The sequence below is a fragment of the Solibacillus sp. CAU 1738 genome (assembly GCF_039888725.1).
Lineage (GTDB): Bacteria > Bacillota > Bacilli > Bacillales_A > Planococcaceae > Metasolibacillus.
Window position 1 is genome coordinate 487,309 of the sequence record NZ_JBDQQN010000001.1, and the last position, 17,952, is coordinate 505,260.

A 17,952-nucleotide genomic window follows, 5' to 3' on the forward strand; every position below is an offset into this window, starting at 1 on the left:
GCATTATAAAGAGAGTTGCATTACAAATTCATAATTGGAATGATTTTTTTCAAAAAAAGTGAACGAACTAGTCGATTGGTGCATCTAATCATTAAAGGGGGTATGGAAATGGATGAAATCGAACTTGCAAAACAAGCGATTAATGGAAATGAGGGAGCCCAACTTCAACTCATTAATTTATATAAAGAATCTATGTATCGTGTTGCTTATAGCTACATGCGAAATGAACATGATGCCAATGATGCTCTCCAAGAAATGATGTATCAATGCTTAAAAAACATACATAAAGTCCAGACACCTGAATATTTCAAAACATGGCTAGTGCGCATTGTCATTAATACTTGTTTAATGATGAAACGCCAGCAAAAACGAATTATTGTGACGAATGATTTAGTGGAACAGCCACAATACATGGAAGAATTATTTGAACTCAATGATGTCATTTCGCAGTTATCAATTGAGCAGCAGGAGCTCATACATTTAAAGTATTTTAAAGATTTAAAGAATAGTGACATTGCCACGCTACAAAATATTCCTGAAGGTACAGTGAAATCGAGATTACATAAAACGTTAAAGAGGCTTCGTCGCTTATTAGGAGAGGGGGGCATGTCATGAGTCAGTTTGATGAAAAACAACAGCAAAGATATATGGAACTACTTGACTCAGTACCAATGAAAAATTTGGAGGAGAAAGCACAGGTTACTGCCTACAAACGAATAAAACAAAGAACTCGACAAAAAAGGTTAATGCAATGGTCCATTACAGCTGCAATTATCGTGATAGCCTTTATTGGATCCATTCGGGTGTCCCCAACTATTGCACATGCATTCGCCCAAATACCCGTATTAAAGCCACTTGTTGAAATGATTGTTTTTGATAAAGGTATTGAGGATATTGTAAATAACGAATATTATGAACAAATCAATGCAAGTCAAACGATTAATGGCAAAACGCTTACAGTTACAGGTGTTGTGGCGGATGAATCGGGGATGATCATATCGTATAGACTAAATTCAAATGAAGATTTAGCAAATTTCATAGGTGTTCGAACGGAATTGAAACAGAAAGATGAACTAGTGCAGGCAACAGTAGGTGGGAGCTGGACTGCAAAGCCTAAAGGAACATACGAAGTGGAAGATACTATTAATGTAGCTGCAAGCGAAGGAATGGATTATTCTTCTAAGGATTTCGAGCTAATATTATCGCTAAGGGATCATCCAGAAACAGAATTTGAAATACCATTCACATTAAAAAGTGAACTGAAACCATCTAAACGATTTACAATTAATAAAGAAGTAGTAGTAGATGGGCAACGCTTTACGATTCACGAGCTTATTATTTCACCGCTTCGATCGGAATTAAAAATGTCCATTGATCCATCCAATACAAAGAAAATACTTAGCTTTGAGGATATTCGTATATATGATGAGCAACAAGAGGAATGGGGCAAGATTAAAAATGGTTTCGTTGGTTTCGGTCAATATGAAGAAGAGCAATTTAGTATTATGTTAGAAAGTAATTACTTCCGCATTCCAGATAGTATAACAATTGAGCTGCGAGAAATTGAAGCAATTGATAAAGCGGATGAATTTATTGTAGTAGACTTCGATCAAAAAACAGTGATTAGCCAGCCTGAAAATATTGAGGTCGAGCTCGAAATAAAAGATCTTTATGAAATTCAATATAAAGTAAAGCCGTATAAAAAGAACGAACATAAAGGGGTGTTTAACAAACTTATTGATGCTGAAGGTAATATTTTTTATGCATACAGTACATGGATTTCGTTTCCAGTGTATGAGAACTATATGTTAATTGGGCAATTTTTTGATATGGAAAATGTAGAAAAGCTTCCAGTTAATCCTGTAAAGCTGGAAATAGCGCGCTATGAGCAATATTTAAATGGAACTGGACGTTTAGAAGTTAAACTTAATTAAGACGTAATGTGGGTTAAATTCCATCCTTATATATATTGGCTCAACTTTCTGTGAAATCAGAGGTTGAGTTTTTTTAATATAAAAGCGATACTGCTTCATGGTGGGTAGTAAATGGAGTTACCCTCGGATATGGCGAAATCTAAAGAGCCAAAATTTAATTATGAGATTTTTTAATGTGGATGATTAACTTGTCTGGGACAATGCAGGTCTTAAAATTGTAATAAAGTTGTTTAAAAACAAAATAAAAGACCACAATGTTAAAATTAATGTTACAGTTAGAAAGAACATTTTAAAGTGAAATAGGAGAACAAACATGATTGAAATAAAAACATCTCCAATAAGTGATGGAGAATTCAATAGAGGGGTATTTACTACAAGTGATATCCAAAAAGGTGCACTTTTACATCAAGCACCTGTCATTTCTTACCCAAATGAACAGCATCAATACATTGAGCAAACTATGCTAGCTGATTACGCATTTGAATATGGGATAGGTCAATCGGCTATACTTCTTGGTTATGGAATGTTGTTTAATCATTCGTATGAACCTAATGCAATGTATGAAATTAATTTTAAAAACCAGACATTTGATTTCTTTGCTTACAGAGATATAAAAGCAGGAGAAGAAATTTTAATCAATTATAATGGCGACGTTGATAACAAAGATCCACTGTGGTTTGATGAGGAATAAAGGATTTAGTGGCGTACGTCTTATGAAATGAGCCAACTGTATTAGAATTGAATAAACATTTTAAAAACCATTTATCAAATAAATTGATAGATGGTTTTTATGTTTTAAGGATCAAAATCAACCAACTTTATTATATAAATAAGGATGTAAGTAACAGTTGACCCTCCATTTGTTTTCAGTATGAGTTTGGAAAAAAAAGGTGGATTGTAATTGCGTGATGGGGCTACTAGAGGTTATTCGGCCGTTTCGAGAAGCTTGTAATTGTAATACCTTGTGTTAGAGGAGGGGAGGGCGTACTACATTCTGAAATATCTTCAGAATTCAACTTAATAACTATCCGCATATTGTTGATAATAATTAATTTCGCTTTTGCACTAGACAAATAGGATTCTTCGTTATATAATAAATGTAATAAGATCGTTACCGAAGAAACAATGAATTCACATATTACAAAGAGTAATCATGTTTTGTTCGATACTTTTTGTAATATGTGAATTTTTTCTTTTGAAGAATTATGATATTATTTAATACAATTAATGGAGGTCATTTAAATGACACAACAAGGTACAGTAAAATGGTTTAACGCAGAAAAAGGTTTCGGTTTCATCGAAGTAGAAGGCGGAAACGACGTATTCGCTCACTTCTCAGCTATCCAAGGTGAAGGTTTCAAATCACTTGACGAAGGTCAAAAAGTTGAATTCTCAGTAGAAGAAGGCCAACGTGGACCTCAAGCTACAAACATCGTAAAACTTTAATTTTAATGATGTAACCATAAAAAAGAGGCATCCTTTCATTAGGATGTCTATTTTTGTATATGTATTTTACATAGTATTCTGTTCGCGAACTAATCATCATTACTAAACACCACTTTCTAATTTTTTATTAACGGTATTATAAGTGTATGCTGAAATCAAATAACGAAAAAGAAGGTGAAGATAATTAATAAGAAAATAGCATATTTATTAATTGCTATAGCTGCGTTTTGCTTATTTATTAATGTATTTCTTCATAAACAATATGTTTTTTCAGAGGTAGAAAATGATCTATTAGTTGAAGTAGAGGTGAATAATTACTTCTTTTTTTATACTTCATTTAAAACGACAATATACAATCACACAGATGATGAAATTATGGTATTGGAACCTATAACTAATTTATATATCAGTTCTGGGGATTATCTACCTGAAATTAAGGAGGATATAGGAAAGTATACAACTATAATCTGAAATAGTAGTATAAATGGTAAAAAACACGCAAAATTTATTAATCCCAAAAATTTAGGGATTGCAACAAGTATTAACTATAAAACCAAGGTAAAGATTTTTCAATACAATTAAGTCATTTAATAAAATAATAAACTAAATTGTATCTATAAAAATAGCTTAAAGAGAATAAAACCCAATCATCCAAAGATTTAGAGATCTATTTTTAAATAAAGTTACAATACCTAACGTATACAAAAAAACGCCTATATTTTTCGAAAGAATGAACAATTTTAGCGAAGAAATTTTTTCCGCTCCTGCTGAGGCCAACACGATGTTGGTCACGAATACGTTGTCACATTATGTGACGTTTTTAGTATTCGTTCCAATACTTTCTCGAGCACGGCTCCCGCACGTGCAACTGTCACTACGCTTTCATCGCAGAAAACATTGCTGTTCCCCAGAAGTCAGCTGCCCTTCGCTCTAATCAACATAATCATTCTAACAAAGATGCGCTCCTACATTTGTAGTTACATAATTAAAATCCACCTCTTTCGCAAGAAGAGTGCAGTGAAATTATTCACTACACACCAACATTTAATTTAGGACCTTTATAAAAAGTGCTCGTAACTATTTATGTAATTTGCTGGCATAATATATGAAATGAAATTGCAGAAGGGGACAAATGGAAGACCGAACCCGATATTGGAATGACAATAATAAATTGAACAATAACTATCAGGTCTGCTGCTTGAATTTCACTGGCATTAGTTAGCCATGTATTTCGTGATTTCAATTACAGTATCTGCATTACAATATTGTAAAATACTTGCGCAAAAAGAGGCATCCTAATGAAAGGATGCCTCTTTTATATGGTTACATCATTAAAATTAAAGTTTTACGATGTTTGTAGCTTGAGGTCCACGTTGGCCTTCTTCTACTGAGAATTCAACTTTTTGACCTTCGTCAAGTGATTTGAAACCTTCACCTTGGATAGCTGAGAAGTGAGCGAATACGTCGTTTCCGCCTTCTACTTCGATGAATCCGAAACCTTTTTCTGCGTTAAACCATTTTACTGTACCTTGTTGTGTCATTTAAATGACCTCCATTAATTGTATTAAATAATATCATTTTAATTCGACAGAAAAAAATTCACATATTACAAAAAGTATCAAACGAAACATGATTACTCTTTGTAATATGTAAATTCGATGTTTCCGTACAAACGATGTTATTACATTGATTATATAATGAAAAATCATATTTGTCTAGTGGAGAAGCAAAATTATAAATTATTAGGCTATGTTAAAGGAAAAGGTTGATTTACAACGTTAAGGAATCGGCTGCTTATGCAAGATTTTATTCAAAACGTGCGCTAGTTCAGTTTCTTTTGAACATCATTAAAAACCTTGTTATATATAGTTTCCTTCAATTATGCATAAAAAACTGTATATGAATGAAATAAAGAAAAACACTTAAAACATTGATATAACGATGTTTTAAGTGTTTTATTGTGTTCCAAAACTTTCGTTTGGGAACGTTATTTAATTTTATTTTGTATACTTTATAAATCATTATTGCACTAAATCCTCCATTAGTTGAAGAAGAAAAGTTAAACATATTCAACAATCGCGCCCGTTAATTAAACATTTGTTACCTTGTTCATTCTAAAAAAAATCCAAAACGTAAGGGTATATGTATTGTAAAGTCAGAATAAAAAGAGCAATCAAGCCTATTGTGGATATTAAAAACACCCAAACTTTTTTTATCCTTAACTGTACAAAAGCAGATACCAACACAAGAATATTAAAAATCACAATCATTGAAACCCAAACCCCATAAGTTTGATCTGGGTCTGGTGAAGCAATGCTAAATGCTGGGCCTAAACCAATAAGAGTTACTAATATGAATATCAATCCGTGTACCAAATATACTGCTGCCTTAAACAATTAAACCACCTGCCCTCTCCAATCTCGATCGTGAGTAAAATAATCCTTACTCCGTTAAATGGCCCTATTGTTGAAGATTATCAAGCAAATCATCTCCTTTAAAATAAACTTCAATGAACCTATTACTTTTAATACGCCCGAAATGATTTTAAGTTCCATATATAAATAAATTTACCATTTAAAATTAACAAAAATCCACCTACGCTTATTGAGTGTTATTTTCTATAAAAAACAGCGACAAACACCGATTTAACAGTGTTTGTCGCTGTTTGAAATGTTACCAAGCTTTAATTTGGGAACGTTATTTTGAATGAGTTTGTATATTTTAAATCTATGTATTAATAGTGCTCGATGTTCTTTTAGGTGACATAAGAATTACTAATTTTATGTGATTTTTAAAATTAATTGTAAAGCAAACTTTACTTATAGTTAAGTCTGTTTTACAATTGTGTAAAGATGTTTTGCTAAAGGAGGATTTATATGGGAAAAGAGGGGTATTTATTATCGAATCGGATTCGTATTTTAAGAGCTGAACGAAAAATGACTCAACAGGATTTAGCTGAAAAAGTCGGGGTTAGTAGACAGACAATTATTTCTACAGAAAAAGGTAACTATACCCCCTCATTATTACTAGCTTTTGAAATTGCAAATGCTTTTAATGTTGGGATTAATGATGTATTCCAGTATGCAAAAAAAGAGGAGGAGTTATAATGGCAGTGTTATTATTTATTGGCATAATCACATATGTATTGGTCTTTTTTGTTTCGGTGTTCTTTAGTGTAAAGTTCCAATTTGGAGAAGAAAGTAAGGATGAGAGAGGAAAGAATATATTAAACACATCTTACACAATTGCTTTCCCAATATTTATTTTAGGATGGTTCATTATTTATTTAATTGATGAATTTATAACACCATTTTCTCTTGAAAGTTACAAAATGGCTATATGGTTCGTCCTAACTGGGGCATATATTATTCACGCTGTTAGTTTGTTCAATTTGAAAAGGACATCATAATTTTAAACACATAATTTTCTAGAGGTTCAATCACTGAATGAAGTGGTTTCTTATAGAACTAACGAGGGCATTTATTTAAGTACAAAGATTCCCTAATCATGGTTTGGGGACATACTGTTCATTAGCAGCCAAAATACCCCCCTCATTCAATTGAATGGGGGGTTATTCCCTAACTTGCATTTGGGAACGTTTTTTAAATGTAAATCTTATAAATATTCATTGTAGAAATTATTCTACGGATTATGTGATATAGGTTAAAAAGTTAATACTAATTTATTCTTTATTAGTAAACCATTTTTCATTTAAGTATTGAGAACACCCGAAAATAATCGTAAAACTAATGCCAATTAAAATAAATCGTATATCATTATTAGGGAAAATTTTATTTGCTATAAAAACAGAAATAAATAAAGTAAGTGCAAATGTAAGTGAAAATAATATTTTTTTCAGCATTCGTTACACCAACTTTTTTGATATATTGTTTATCATACCAATTTTTGGGTTGTTTTTTCAATAGTATTTAGCTTCCCAAAGCGTCGTTTGGTAACATTACAAAATGCCACTGTCCCAGCATTTTATTAATCCGTATATATATGACAGGACTCCTTATTGTACTAAGGGAGTGCATTATTAATTTCCTATAAAAAACGAATAATCTTGGCACTTAGAATGCAAAGCTTCTCAGTCGCAACTTATCTGCCGTTTCCCAAGTTCCATTGACACTTGCCAAGATAAGCATTTGCTTTTTCTTGCTCAAATCGCTTTCCATTTTTCTATTGTCGAGGAATTGAAACCACACTAAATAAAGTTGTAAATATTTCGTAGAAACACCATTAAAACGACTTATCCATTTCTTTAAACGGGAATGGTAATTATTAATATTATTGAGGTGATAGATGCCTTTCTTTATATATTCTTTATTACTGCCGTTTATGATAACGTGTTCCACATCGTTATTTGACGTATAAGACTTGTAAGAATTGTGAGCATCGGAAATAAGCACCGTATCACTCTTAAAATGTGAGGTAAGGGTCTGCCCACAGATTATTAATAAATGAACGAACAAATCGAGGGATTTTCCTGTCACGACCAGATTTAGTCATTGAAAATGATGATACTCAAATAGTAATGGATACGAAGTGGAAAAGATTAAAAAATATGAATCGTAAAGGTGTCCAGCGTGAAGATTTATATCAGATGTACGCATATGTTTCAAGATATAAAAAAGCAAAAGCAGCCATTTTGCTTTATCCGTATACAGAAGAGATGAAAAATGAGTCATTCCCAATCGAATATTGGTCAATTGAAGACGAACCTTCTAAAAAAGTTGCAGTCCATATGGTCACCCTCCCCGATCGTACTGAAACCATTGCCCAGCTAAAGGAATTAGTGGATTTTCATATGAATTAGAGGCTTTGGCTAGATTTCGGCTTAATATATTTTCACATACACATTATTAGTCAATTTCTAAATTTGGAGATTTGCTTTTTTATTATTTTTTTCTGTTTTATTGGCAATTCATATGTCCATACTTTCCATTTAATTGTATAATTTGAAAATGCGCACTAGAAAACACAGTTATATGAGAATGGAGATGTTACATGAAGAAGCTATTAGTATTAATAACTACAGTAATCATTATTTTAAGTTCATTGCTGATTACTCCTGCTGAAATATCAGCATCAGATTTCAAACAAAAGGAAGAAAAAGGTGTTAACTCCTGTAAACCATATACATACAAATCAAAATTTAAGTGGGGCAATCTTAATTTAACACATGAAACTGGTGGTTTTGATGACGAAAGTTTGAAAATAACAATTCTAAAAGATACTCCTGTATACGTTTTAACATATAAAAAATCGATGAAAAATGGTATGGAGTATCATGAGGCAGTTAAAGGAAATCAAGTTAGTATAGCTAAAAAAGGAAATGAATACTTACTATCGCATGGTTATGGTTTAACAAGTAGATATTCTAATGTTGTTGTGTTAAACGATGGGCTATATTATAAGGATTCTCCTTCCTATTTCTATAAAGACCCTAAAGGATCACAAAATTACCATTTGATAAAAGTAGATCCAAAGAAAATAAAAGAAGAACACTTCACACAGCAATTAGTAACAAAATTAGATTGTGCGCGGAAGGATTATGAGGCGAGACAGGACAAGTTATATGCACAAGGTTCCAAAATAATAAAGCAAATAATTAATCCTAAAATGACTGAATTTGAACAGGTCAAGGCTATTGCAGATTACGTAGCAAGTATTTCAGAATTTGACACAACGACAGGATATAAAAACATTCCGCATACTTCTTTTAGTAAAGAAGGGGTTTTACAAAAAGGAGTTGCTGTAAGTCAAGGTTTTGCAGATGCAACGGCGTTCTTACTAGATATAGCGGGGATACGAAACAAAGAAGTACGAGGTGAAGCATACGGATGGAGCCATTATTATTGGAATGCCGTCAAGGTCGATGGAAAGTGGTATCACTTAGATGTAACATATTTAAATAAAGTACTTGAGTTTAATGATTATATAATAAACGCTAACTATGAAAGCTTGCTTTTGGAAAATCCTTATAAGTTTTTCCTTGTGTCGGATCAGTATATATCGAATGATTATAAAAAACACTGGTTCCCATATATAACGGATACTAAATATGATGATTATTTTAATGAGCAGTATGGAGTAGATTTGTCTACAAATGAGGAAAGTTTAGATGACAGCTCTAATTTGGACTTTCATGAAAAACAAGATTCAAAATTTAATTATGACATTCAAAATATCAATATAGCGCAAGATAGTAATAATCCTGACTCTGTTGAAGCTACATTTGATTTCCTGAACTATACAAATAATGATTATTACGTATCCTTTGAAGTGTCAGTTATAGATGAAAACGGTGAAATTCTCGAAACGAGGTATGCTGAAAATATTCTTCAGAAATCTATAAATAACTTAAGTAACGACGATTCAACCGAGGCATATTGGTATTTCGATGTATCTCCTCTATATGTTGAAAACTATAAACTTCAAATAGTTGTATGGAAGTCGGTAATGGTTGAGTAATATTGATTATGGCATACAATAGGGTCTTTAGGCAGATCATTTAAAAATTAGTAAGGAAAAGAAAAGGGTCCTTGTAAACTGTGAAGGAGGCGTCTGAAAAGTCATTTTTGGACACCTCCTTTTTGACTGTAACGACATTATAGACATCCGTTTTAGATATAAAGATTACAGTGAAAAATTAATTAACTATTCTAAATGGCAAAGTGCGCTTATTTATTAAAAGGTTTTCCGTTCTATTAATAGAAAGTAAATACATAAGTGGAAAAACGCACTAAAATACTAATAAAAAAGTAACTAACTATCATTTGAATGCTAAACCACAGCCAATCCAATAATAATGATTTTATTTTTTAAAGATTGAAACTACTTAAATAAACGAGTGTAAAATTAAATCATAGAAATGGGGGAAGTAAAATTATTGCTGTATTTTTAGATCGAGACGGAACAATAGGTGGGCACGGAGGTGGCGAACATCCACTTGAGTTTTGTATGTATGAATTTACTCCAGCCGCCATTCGATTACTAAATGATTTAGGAATAAAAGTATTTATTTTTACTAATCAAAGTAGAATAGCTCGAGGTTACTTTACTGAAGAAGAGTTAATGGAGCGTTACAATAATCTCCAAATAGAGCTTAAAGAGCACGCAGCTAAGTTTGATGGTATTTATTATTGTCCGCATAAAATTGAGGATTTCTGTGAATGTCAAAAACCTAATATAGGAATGTTATTGAAAGCACAGCAAGATCATCATTTAGATTTAGCAAAATGTTATATTGTCGGTGATAACGGCAGTGCGGATATGGTTGCAGCACATAAAGTAGGTGCAAAAAAAATATTAGTTAGGACTGGATGGGAAGTAAGCTCTCTTACAACATATAGAGACAGCTGGAGAGAAGTTGAGGCTGATTTTGTTGCTACTAATCTATTACATGCTGTTCATTGGATTATTGAAGATATGAGACAAACTACTGAATAAAAGGAATGATGGTCTTGAAGATTAGTAAACAAAATGCCGAGCATTACATATGGGGAGAAAACTGCGATGGATGGCATTTAGTGAAAAATAAAGAATTAAGCATTATTCATGAAAGGATGCCTGCTAACACAACAGAAGTAATGCATTATCATCAGCAAGCTCGCCAATTTTTCTTTGTATTATCGGGGGTTGCTACTATTGAAATAAATGGTGAAGTGATCACGTTAAACTCTCAAGAGGGGGTAGAAGTACCACCACTTATTGAGCATCAAATGCGTAATGATTCCAATGAAGATGTGGAATTTTTGGTCATTTCACAACCAAATAGTAGAGGTGACAGGGTTAATAAATAACGGAACAAAACTATCAGGTGATGGATTCCCACTGGTCTACTAGATAGCACAGAGGCAATTTGGCATTTCATTTGAGCGGCGAAAAATATTCTTGCACAAACTCACAAACATAAAAGGAGAGAAGTCATTTGTCTAATTTAACGGTAAGAGGTAAAGATTTATATTTGAATGGAGAGCCATTTCAGCTTATTTCTGGAGCAATCCATTACTTTCGAGTCGTTCCACAATACTGGGAGGATCGGCTACTAAAACTGAAAGCATGTGGCTTTAATTGTGTAGAGACGTATGTGGCCTGGAATTTGCATGAGCCGAGAGAAGGGGACTTTAACTTTTCGGGAATCGCGGATATTGAAAAATTCATTCGGATTGCTGAAAAAGTAGGCCTATATGTCATCGTCCGCCCAAGTCCTTATATTTGTGCGGAGTGGGAGTTTGGTGGTTTGCCAGCTTGGCTACTAGCTGATCGAAATATGCGCGTTCGTTCATACTATGGGCCATTTTTAGAAAAAGTGGATCGTTATTATGATGTTTTGTTAGAAAAAATGCGTCGGCTGTTATCATCAAATGGCGGGCCGATAATTGCTATGCAAGTAGAAAATGAGTATGGAAGTTTTGGTAATGACCAAGCATATTTAAAGCATTTGCGAGACGGTATGATTTCGCGTGGCATTGATGTGCTATTGTTCACATCAGATGGTCCAACTGATTTAATGCTAAAGGGTGGAACAGTCGAAAATGTTTTAGCAACCGTAAACTTTGGTTCGAATCCAGAACAGGCTTTTGGAAAATTGCAGGAACAATTCCCTGATACCCCTAATATTGTTATGGAGTATTGGAACGGATGGTTTGACCATTGGGGTGAGAAGCATCATACACGGGATCCTCATGATACAGCTAAAACCTTTTTTGAAATGATTGAACAAGGAAATTCGGTTAATTTTTACATGTTCCATGGTGGAACGAACTTTGGTTTCTATAATGGTGCTAATTATGACCGTAAGTATATGCCTACAGTTACTAGCTATGACTACGACTGTCCAATCAGTGAGGCAGGAGATATTACTCCAAAATTTTATGCTGTTAGAGAGGCGCTTGCTAAACTTCGAGACATTGGTGATCTTGTATTGCCGGCACCGATACCGAAAATCAATTATGGTTCCGTAAAAATGGAAGAATCTATTAGTCTATTCGATGCACTAGAAAATATTTCTCAGCCAATTCAACGTGCCAATCCAGAAACAATGGAAGAATTAGGTCAGGATTACGGATTTACATTGTATCAAACTTTTATAAATGGACCTCATGAAAAAGCTCCATTAACTATTAAAGATGTGAAAGATCGAGCACTTGTATTCGTTAATAGACAATATATCGGTTTAATTGATTGTTGGGACAACAATTCGCTTGATATTGAGATTCCTAAAGAAGGTGCTACTTTGGAAATTCTCGTTGAAAACATGGGGCGAGTGAATTATGGACCGGAGTTATATGATAATAAGGGGATTACCCGTGGTGTTCGATTCCGTTATCAGTTCCTATTCGATTGGACAATTTATACATTGCCTCTCGATAATATTGAACAACTTGTTTTTAAGAAAAACGCCGTTAAGCATAATAGTCACCCGAGCTTCTACCGTGGAAAGTTTGATGTTGAGGAGATTGGGGATACATTTGTTGAGTTGTCTGGCTGGAAAAAAGGGGTTGTATTCATTAATGGATTTAACCTCGGGAGATATTGGGAAGTCGGTCCGCAACAGACCTTATACTTACCTGGTCCACTATTGAAAAAAGGTGAAAATGAACTGATTGTCTTTGAACTCCATGAACATGATAATGATAGCATTTCACTCATTAATGAACATAAATTAGGCTAAACAAGAAATCCAATAAAAACGATTATTCAAGCTGATTCAAATAACGAGTGCAATAGTAGGAAATTTTGAGCTGTCGTAACAGCTGACTCAAGTGAAATTAGCGCTGTAATTAAGGACATTGTCAGCAAAATTTTGGTCAAAAATCAGGGGGAAATAACTAATATCTAAGCTGCGTTCATTGCATTTTCTGTAGCCGCACGATAAAATTTGACGAGAGGTGAAGGAAATGAGCTTAGGGTTAGCAGGATATTTAATCTCTATGCAAGGTCTATTAGTAGTGTTATTGACGATTTTTGGCGTATTGCCAACTACATCAAAAACGATGGAAGTCGTCTTTATTGCTATAGGCATGGTGTTTGCTTTAGGCGGTAGTATACTCCGCTTTACTGAATATAAAAAAGAGCGTAAACGTACACAACAAAAAATGTAATGGCAGCAGCTTGTGAGTAAAAATAAATCACAAGCTGTTTTTATTTTCCAATTTACAGTAAAATTATTAGTTAATGAGGTGACTAATTTGTTATCAAAAGTAAATGTAGAAAAATATTTAAATAGACTTGGAATTTTAGAAATTCAACCACCGACTATAGATTTTCTGTTCGAATTACATCGTGCGCATGTTGAAAAAATATCATGGCAAACTCTTGATATATTTACACGAAAACCAGTTGGAATTGATAGTAAACAAACAGTAGAGTTGATGACAAATAACAGAAGTGGTTATTGCTTTCATTTAAATGGAGCATTTGCTGCTCTATTAAATAAACTAGGCTTTAAAGTCTCTTTGCATAGAGCAGGAGTACAAACGAGTGGTACTTGTCCTAAAATTGATTCATTCCATGTAGGGTTAACGGTAAACTTACAAAATACAAATGGTGAGGATGAACACTATTTAGTAGATGTTGGATTAGGTGATATGCCGTATGAACCGGTTCATCTTTGCCCAGGGAGCTACACACAAGGACCATGCATCTATGAAGTAACCACGTCGAGTGTTGATCCGAATGGGTGGAGATTGAATAATGACGCGAAAGCCTCCTATAAAGGTGTTGATTATGCTGTTGAAACCATATCGACCATTGAATCATTTCAAATGCAGCATCAAATTTATAGTGAATCCGAAAATTCCCCTTGGATAAACTTTTTAATTTTTAAAAATAGACATGCCAATGGGAGCAATGAATTAAAAGGCTGTATGCTGACAAGAAGAGTCAATGATCATATTGAAAGAGTAGAAATAACAAAACAATCACAATGGTTAGAAGTACTACATAGTTTATTTTATGAACAATTAGTGCACTATACGAAACTTGAGCAACATTTGATTTGGAAAAAAGTTTTTCAAGAACATGAGGTATGGAAGAAATCACTAGAAACAAAATAAATCTATTGAAATTAACTATTAAAGTATATAATAGAATTTTATAATAATAGGATAATGAGGTAAAGTATGGAACGATATTTTGAGGAATACGATGATACATCTCTTTATGATAAAGAAAATAGAGGTGGCGAAGATATAGAGTTTTTAAAGGAAGTTGTAAGAAATATAGATGGCGTCATAGTTGATATTGCATGTGGGACGGGACGCGCAACAATACCTTTAGCTATAGAAGGAAAACAACTCATAGGGATAGATGTACATAAAGGTATGTTAGATGCGGCTACTAAAAAAGGCTTGGAGAAAAACGTTTCTATTGAATGGATAAAGGAAGATTGTACAAATTTTGATTTAGGATTGAAAACTAAGCTCATCTACTCAGTCGGAAATTCTTTTCAGCACTTTTTAACAAATGAAGATCAAGATGGATTAATAAGCTCTGTGTCTAAGCATTTAGAAAAGGGTGGCTTATTTATTTTTGATACAAGATTTCCAAGTGCAGACGAACTGCTGCAACCACCTACTGAGGAATATTGGACGAGCTATATAGATCCGGAAACAGGGCAAAAAGTTGAATTATCAACGATTAGTCACTATGACAATTTAGAGCAAATTCAATATTATACAACAATTCGTAGGTACTTAAACGAAGGTAATGTAATCAATGAATTGAAAACTAGAATAAAATTACGCTACGTGTACCCAAAGGAAATGGAACGTTTATTAGAACAGCACCAACTACAAGTAAAAGAAGTTTATAGTGATTGGAAAAAAACGCCGCTCCATTCGAAGAGTTATTCTATGATTTATGTATGTGAGAAAATATAAGATGCGTATGAATTAGCCATAATTAAAATATTTATATGTTATGAAAATAACGGGAGGTTTAATAGAAATGGACCAACTCACATTGCATGATTTACAGTGTTACTTAGCATTAAAATACAAAAAAAGAGGTACCTCAGCTGCCTTGTTCATGAAACTAGTAGAAGAAATTGGTGAGGTAGCCGAAGTATTAAACCAATTAGAAGGACGAAAAGCAAATACAGCAAATGCTTCATTAGAAAAAGAGTTAGTCGATGTTATACATTACGTAGTAGCTATTGCGAGCATTAATAATATTGATTTAACAAAGTCTATTATCGAAAAGGATAAACAAGCTTCAGTTAAATACAATCAATCTCCAAATTTAGCGGAATTTTTAGTGGCACTTAAAAAATAAAAGTGTTATGCAATACATAGTCATTAACGTTTGGGAACTCACTTAAAAGCCTTCAAGTACTGATATATCAGCATTTGAAGGCTTTTTTATGACACTAGATCCCATCACTGACAAGTTTTCTTTTATTACGCATATTAGAAGTTGTATTGACTAAAATTAGATGATTATTTTAATTAAAAAGTAAGCTAGAATGATAAAAAATCGCACCTTATACTGGTGCGATTATTTTTATCTGAAAAACAAATCTGAAATGTAAAACGTAATTTTTTCAGCAGCCTCAAGCACTTAGGAGGGCTTGTTATTTTGTTTACAGAATAACAATTGTCTAAATTCGAAATTGGAGAAAAAATATAAAATATTTGAGAGGAAATGAAAATTTTTCCGTTATAGTAGTAGGGAGGTGAAACCAATGGAGATGGATGAAGTAATCACACGAGTAAAGAATGGTGAAAGTCATCATTTTGTACATATTGTAAAACATTATGAGCAGAAAGTTTTTACCACTGTCATAAGAATAGTAAAAAATCGTGCTGCATCTGAAGATATCGTACAAGATATTTTTATAAAAGTATTTTATAGCCTACATAAGTATAAAAAAATAGGCTCATTTAATGGATGGCTATACCGAATTGTAGTCAATAATTGTTTCGATTATTTACGGATTCATAAATTACAAACGATACGAATCGACAGTGATGTAATGGATAATCGTTATCCTGAAAAAGTATTGTTGTTACATGAAAGAAATGAGCAGTTAGAAAAACTCCTTTTACAGTTGGATGAAACAGAGTACATGGTATTGTTACTGAAATATGTAAATGAGCTAAGCTACGATGAAATAAGCGAAGTGCTTCAAATTTCTTTAAATGATGTTCGTAATAAGTTACACCGGAGTAAAAGAAAACTTAGGTCAATCACAATGACAAAAGGAGGTTATTTTTATGAAATGTGATTCGAATTTATTGGAAGATTATGTTGAAGGTTTTTTAGATGAGGTTGAACAAAAAAAAACAGAAGCCCATTTGCAATTCTGCGAAAATTGTCAACGTGAATATGAGCAATTAGTAAATGAACAAAAAATATTATTTGCACAGCTCAATAAGCCAATGATGACACATAGTCAAGATGATGCTATTATGCAACGTATTCGAACTAATACGAAGCGTAAAAAATCTTTGTATACTTTAAAAATTACTGTAATCAGTGCAGCCTCTATTATGCTAAGTTTTGCGTTTTATTATTGGAATCGTACACCGATTGAAGTGACACAGCCGATTGATGAGCCAACACAATTAGTAGAAACGAATAGTAGCGAGCAGGAAGAACATTTAAATGGTGAACAAGTCTTAAATTATAATGAGCCATTCTTGGATGTTTCTATTGATAAAGTTGTCGAAAATGGGGAAAATTTTGATATTCATTATCGAGTTAAATTTAAAGAACAATACCAGCTAGATCAAGATAATTTATATAAGCAACAATTAAATAAATATCAATCTATTGAAGTGGCGAGCGTTCCAAAATTATACGATGAACTAGATGCCTTTTTCGGTAATGTAAGATCAAACGTTCAATTTGAAATTCGTGATGAAACAGGACAATTAATTGTATCTACCCAACGTAAAGGACGTGATGGCGAACAGCAAATGATTTCAGAATTTTCAGGTCCTAGTGGTGGCGGCACAGATGTATTGGGCGAAATGATTTACACAATGTCCATCCCAAAGTATACTAACCCCGCAACGTTTGAAGTGCTTCAAATGGAAGCTTCTGTGTTAGATTTATTTGAGACAGAAGTGAATACAGCACAATTACAGCCGTTTCAATTTAATAACGTAACGTATACAATTGATTCATTAGAAATCAAACAAGACACATTACATTTACAAATTTCTACGGAAGGTAATCCAGATATTCGTGCAGATGGTTGGGGGATAGTTATTAATGATCGTTTAGTTTTATCTGACCGAACAAGTGGACATTTTAATGACCGATTCGAGAATCGTACCTTTTATAAATTACAGTTTGAGAATTTCGAACAAATCCCAGCTATTTTTAAACTAGTGCCAACTACTGTAAAGATAGAAAAACAAATTGATTCAATTGTGTTAGATTTACACTAACAAAAAAGCTCTCGCTGTGTATATTGTTTAAACGAAAGTCTAGTAACTTAATATGATTTTAAAATTGTAATTGTGTTTGTACTTATATCTAGCTAAATTTGTTACCTTTTCGGTAAGAACGATGAATGGCTGTCTACCTAATACCTTTTAGATAGATGGCTATT

At 33.0% G+C, this 17,952-nt stretch carries 20 protein-coding genes and 1 pseudogene; 17 read left to right on the forward strand and 4 right to left on the reverse strand.

What is annotated here, in order from left to right:
- Nucleotides 1-108: 108 nt before the first annotated feature.
- The 4 genes from AAFN87_RS02410 to AAFN87_RS02425 all read left to right on the forward strand — a co-directional run bounded on the left by AAFN87_RS02410 (nucleotide 109) and on the right by AAFN87_RS02425 (nucleotide 3,380).
- On the forward strand, nucleotides 109-615 hold the full coding sequence (locus AAFN87_RS02410; RefSeq protein WP_347789391.1) for a sigma-70 family RNA polymerase sigma factor: 507 nt from the start codon (nucleotides 109-111) through the stop codon (nucleotides 613-615).
- Nucleotides 612-1,934 carry a DUF4179 domain-containing protein gene (locus AAFN87_RS02415; protein WP_347789392.1) on the forward strand — a complete coding sequence of 441 codons (1,323 nt, stop codon included), beginning with the start codon at nucleotides 612-614 and terminating at the stop codon, nucleotides 1,932-1,934. Before AAFN87_RS02410 ends, AAFN87_RS02415 begins: the two co-directional genes overlap by 4 nt.
- 313 nt (nucleotides 1,935-2,247) lie before the next feature.
- Nucleotides 2,248-2,625, forward strand: coding sequence for an SET domain-containing protein (locus AAFN87_RS02420; RefSeq protein WP_347789393.1), 378 nt, complete (start codon nucleotides 2,248-2,250; stop codon nucleotides 2,623-2,625).
- 551 nt (nucleotides 2,626-3,176) lie between these two features.
- Nucleotides 3,177-3,380, forward strand: coding sequence for a cold-shock protein (locus tag AAFN87_RS02425; protein ID WP_172772242.1), 204 nt, complete (start codon nucleotides 3,177-3,179; stop codon nucleotides 3,378-3,380).
- Nucleotides 3,381-4,717: 1,337 nt separating this feature from the next.
- Here AAFN87_RS02425 and AAFN87_RS02430 read toward each other — a convergent pair.
- On the reverse strand, nucleotides 4,718-4,921 hold the full coding sequence (locus tag AAFN87_RS02430) for a cold-shock protein (protein ID WP_172772242.1): 204 nt from the start codon (nucleotides 4,919-4,921) through the stop codon (nucleotides 4,718-4,720).
- 573 nt (nucleotides 4,922-5,494) lie between these two features.
- A complete protein-coding gene (locus AAFN87_RS02435) occupies nucleotides 5,495-5,776 on the reverse strand; it encodes a hypothetical protein (RefSeq protein WP_347789394.1) in 282 nt (93 codons plus the stop codon).
- Between the two features lie 480 nt (nucleotides 5,777-6,256).
- Between AAFN87_RS02435 and AAFN87_RS02440 the strand changes: the two genes are divergently transcribed.
- Complete coding sequence (locus AAFN87_RS02440; protein ID WP_347789395.1) at nucleotides 6,257-6,487, forward strand: helix-turn-helix transcriptional regulator; 231 nt, start codon at nucleotides 6,257-6,259, stop codon at nucleotides 6,485-6,487.
- The gene (locus tag AAFN87_RS02445) at nucleotides 6,487-6,789 is read left to right on the forward strand and encodes a hypothetical protein (protein WP_347789396.1); all 303 of its coding nucleotides are present in this window, start codon (nucleotides 6,487-6,489) and stop codon (nucleotides 6,787-6,789) included. Before AAFN87_RS02440 ends, AAFN87_RS02445 begins: the two co-directional genes overlap by 1 nt.
- 273 nt (nucleotides 6,790-7,062) lie before the next feature.
- Here the strand turns inward: AAFN87_RS02445 and AAFN87_RS02450 are convergent, their stop codons facing one another.
- Nucleotides 7,063-7,242, reverse strand: coding sequence for a hypothetical protein (locus AAFN87_RS02450; protein ID WP_347789397.1), 180 nt, complete (start codon nucleotides 7,240-7,242; stop codon nucleotides 7,063-7,065).
- A 211-nt stretch (nucleotides 7,243-7,453) separates the two neighbouring features.
- Nucleotides 7,454-7,819, reverse strand: a pseudogene (locus AAFN87_RS02455) (IS1595 family transposase); the annotation flags it as partial.
- Between the two features lie 20 nt (nucleotides 7,820-7,839).
- On the opposite strand from AAFN87_RS02455, the gene AAFN87_RS02460 reads away from it, so the two are divergent.
- The 11 genes from AAFN87_RS02460 (at nucleotide 7,840) to AAFN87_RS02510 (ending at nucleotide 17,788) form a co-directional block, all read left to right on the forward strand.
- The gene (locus AAFN87_RS02460; RefSeq protein ID WP_347789947.1) at nucleotides 7,840-8,199 is read left to right on the forward strand and encodes a 5-methylcytosine restriction system specificity protein McrC; all 360 of its coding nucleotides are present in this window, start codon (nucleotides 7,840-7,842) and stop codon (nucleotides 8,197-8,199) included.
- A 191-nt stretch (nucleotides 8,200-8,390) separates the two neighbouring features.
- On the forward strand, nucleotides 8,391-9,857 hold the full coding sequence (locus AAFN87_RS02465; RefSeq protein WP_347789398.1) for a transglutaminase domain-containing protein: 1,467 nt from the start codon (nucleotides 8,391-8,393) through the stop codon (nucleotides 9,855-9,857).
- 417 nt (nucleotides 9,858-10,274) lie between these two features.
- Complete coding sequence (locus tag AAFN87_RS02470) at nucleotides 10,275-10,835, forward strand: HAD-IIIA family hydrolase (RefSeq protein ID WP_347789948.1); 561 nt, start codon at nucleotides 10,275-10,277, stop codon at nucleotides 10,833-10,835.
- A 14-nt stretch (nucleotides 10,836-10,849) separates the two neighbouring features.
- A complete protein-coding gene (locus AAFN87_RS02475; protein WP_347789399.1) occupies nucleotides 10,850-11,188 on the forward strand; it encodes a cupin domain-containing protein in 339 nt (112 codons plus the stop codon).
- Nucleotides 11,189-11,316: 128 nt separating this feature from the next.
- Entirely contained in the window at nucleotides 11,317-13,062 is a 1,746-nt protein-coding gene (locus AAFN87_RS02480) for a glycoside hydrolase family 35 protein (protein WP_347789400.1), read from the forward strand.
- Nucleotides 13,063-13,288: 226 nt separating this feature from the next.
- On the forward strand, nucleotides 13,289-13,492 hold the full coding sequence (locus AAFN87_RS02485; RefSeq protein ID WP_347789401.1) for a hypothetical protein: 204 nt from the start codon (nucleotides 13,289-13,291) through the stop codon (nucleotides 13,490-13,492).
- Between the two features lie 87 nt (nucleotides 13,493-13,579).
- Entirely contained in the window at nucleotides 13,580-14,446 is an 867-nt protein-coding gene (locus AAFN87_RS02490) for an arylamine N-acetyltransferase family protein (RefSeq protein ID WP_347789402.1), read from the forward strand.
- Nucleotides 14,447-14,512: 66 nt separating this feature from the next.
- The gene (locus tag AAFN87_RS02495; RefSeq protein ID WP_347789403.1) at nucleotides 14,513-15,271 is read left to right on the forward strand and encodes a class I SAM-dependent DNA methyltransferase; all 759 of its coding nucleotides are present in this window, start codon (nucleotides 14,513-14,515) and stop codon (nucleotides 15,269-15,271) included.
- Between the two features lie 67 nt (nucleotides 15,272-15,338).
- Entirely contained in the window at nucleotides 15,339-15,665 is a 327-nt protein-coding gene (locus AAFN87_RS02500) for a MazG nucleotide pyrophosphohydrolase domain-containing protein (RefSeq protein ID WP_347789404.1), read from the forward strand.
- A 409-nt stretch (nucleotides 15,666-16,074) separates the two neighbouring features.
- Entirely contained in the window at nucleotides 16,075-16,617 is a 543-nt protein-coding gene (locus AAFN87_RS02505) for an RNA polymerase sigma factor (protein ID WP_347789405.1), read from the forward strand.
- Nucleotides 16,607-17,788, forward strand: a complete 1,182-nt coding sequence (locus AAFN87_RS02510; protein ID WP_347789406.1) for an anti-sigma factor family protein — start codon at nucleotides 16,607-16,609, stop codon at nucleotides 17,786-17,788. The genes AAFN87_RS02505 and AAFN87_RS02510 overlap by 11 nt, the downstream gene beginning before the upstream one ends.
- The last annotated feature ends 164 nt before the right edge of the window (nucleotides 17,789-17,952 follow it).

Excerpts from the sequence above, each read along its gene's own strand:
- AAFN87_RS02420 (WP_347789393.1), top strand. The coding sequence starts at position 2,248 with ATGATTGAAATAAAAACATCTCCAATAAGTGATGGAGAATTCAATAGA.
- AAFN87_RS02510 (WP_347789406.1), top strand. The coding sequence starts at position 16,607 with ATGAAATGTGATTCGAATTTATTGGAAGATTATGTTGAAGGTTTTTTA.
- AAFN87_RS02505 (WP_347789405.1), top strand. The coding sequence starts at position 16,075 with ATGGAGATGGATGAAGTAATCACACGAGTAAAGAATGGTGAAAGTCAT.
- AAFN87_RS02485 (WP_347789401.1), top strand. The coding sequence starts at position 13,289 with ATGAGCTTAGGGTTAGCAGGATATTTAATCTCTATGCAAGGTCTATTA.
- AAFN87_RS02410 (WP_347789391.1), top strand. The coding sequence starts at position 109 with ATGGATGAAATCGAACTTGCAAAACAAGCGATTAATGGAAATGAGGGA.
- AAFN87_RS02415 (WP_347789392.1), top strand. The coding sequence starts at position 612 with ATGAGTCAGTTTGATGAAAAACAACAGCAAAGATATATGGAACTACTT.
- AAFN87_RS02440 (WP_347789395.1), top strand. The coding sequence starts at position 6,257 with ATGGGAAAAGAGGGGTATTTATTATCGAATCGGATTCGTATTTTAAGA.
- AAFN87_RS02445 (WP_347789396.1), top strand. The coding sequence starts at position 6,487 with ATGGCAGTGTTATTATTTATTGGCATAATCACATATGTATTGGTCTTT.
- AAFN87_RS02465 (WP_347789398.1), top strand. The coding sequence starts at position 8,391 with ATGAAGAAGCTATTAGTATTAATAACTACAGTAATCATTATTTTAAGT.
- AAFN87_RS02500 (WP_347789404.1), top strand. The coding sequence starts at position 15,339 with ATGGACCAACTCACATTGCATGATTTACAGTGTTACTTAGCATTAAAA.
- AAFN87_RS02425 (WP_172772242.1), top strand. The coding sequence starts at position 3,177 with ATGACACAACAAGGTACAGTAAAATGGTTTAACGCAGAAAAAGGTTTC.
- AAFN87_RS02495 (WP_347789403.1), top strand. The coding sequence starts at position 14,513 with ATGGAACGATATTTTGAGGAATACGATGATACATCTCTTTATGATAAA.
- AAFN87_RS02430 (WP_172772242.1), bottom strand. The coding sequence starts at position 4,921 with ATGACACAACAAGGTACAGTAAAATGGTTTAACGCAGAAAAAGGTTTC.
- AAFN87_RS02450 (WP_347789397.1), bottom strand. The coding sequence starts at position 7,242 with ATGCTGAAAAAAATATTATTTTCACTTACATTTGCACTTACTTTATTT.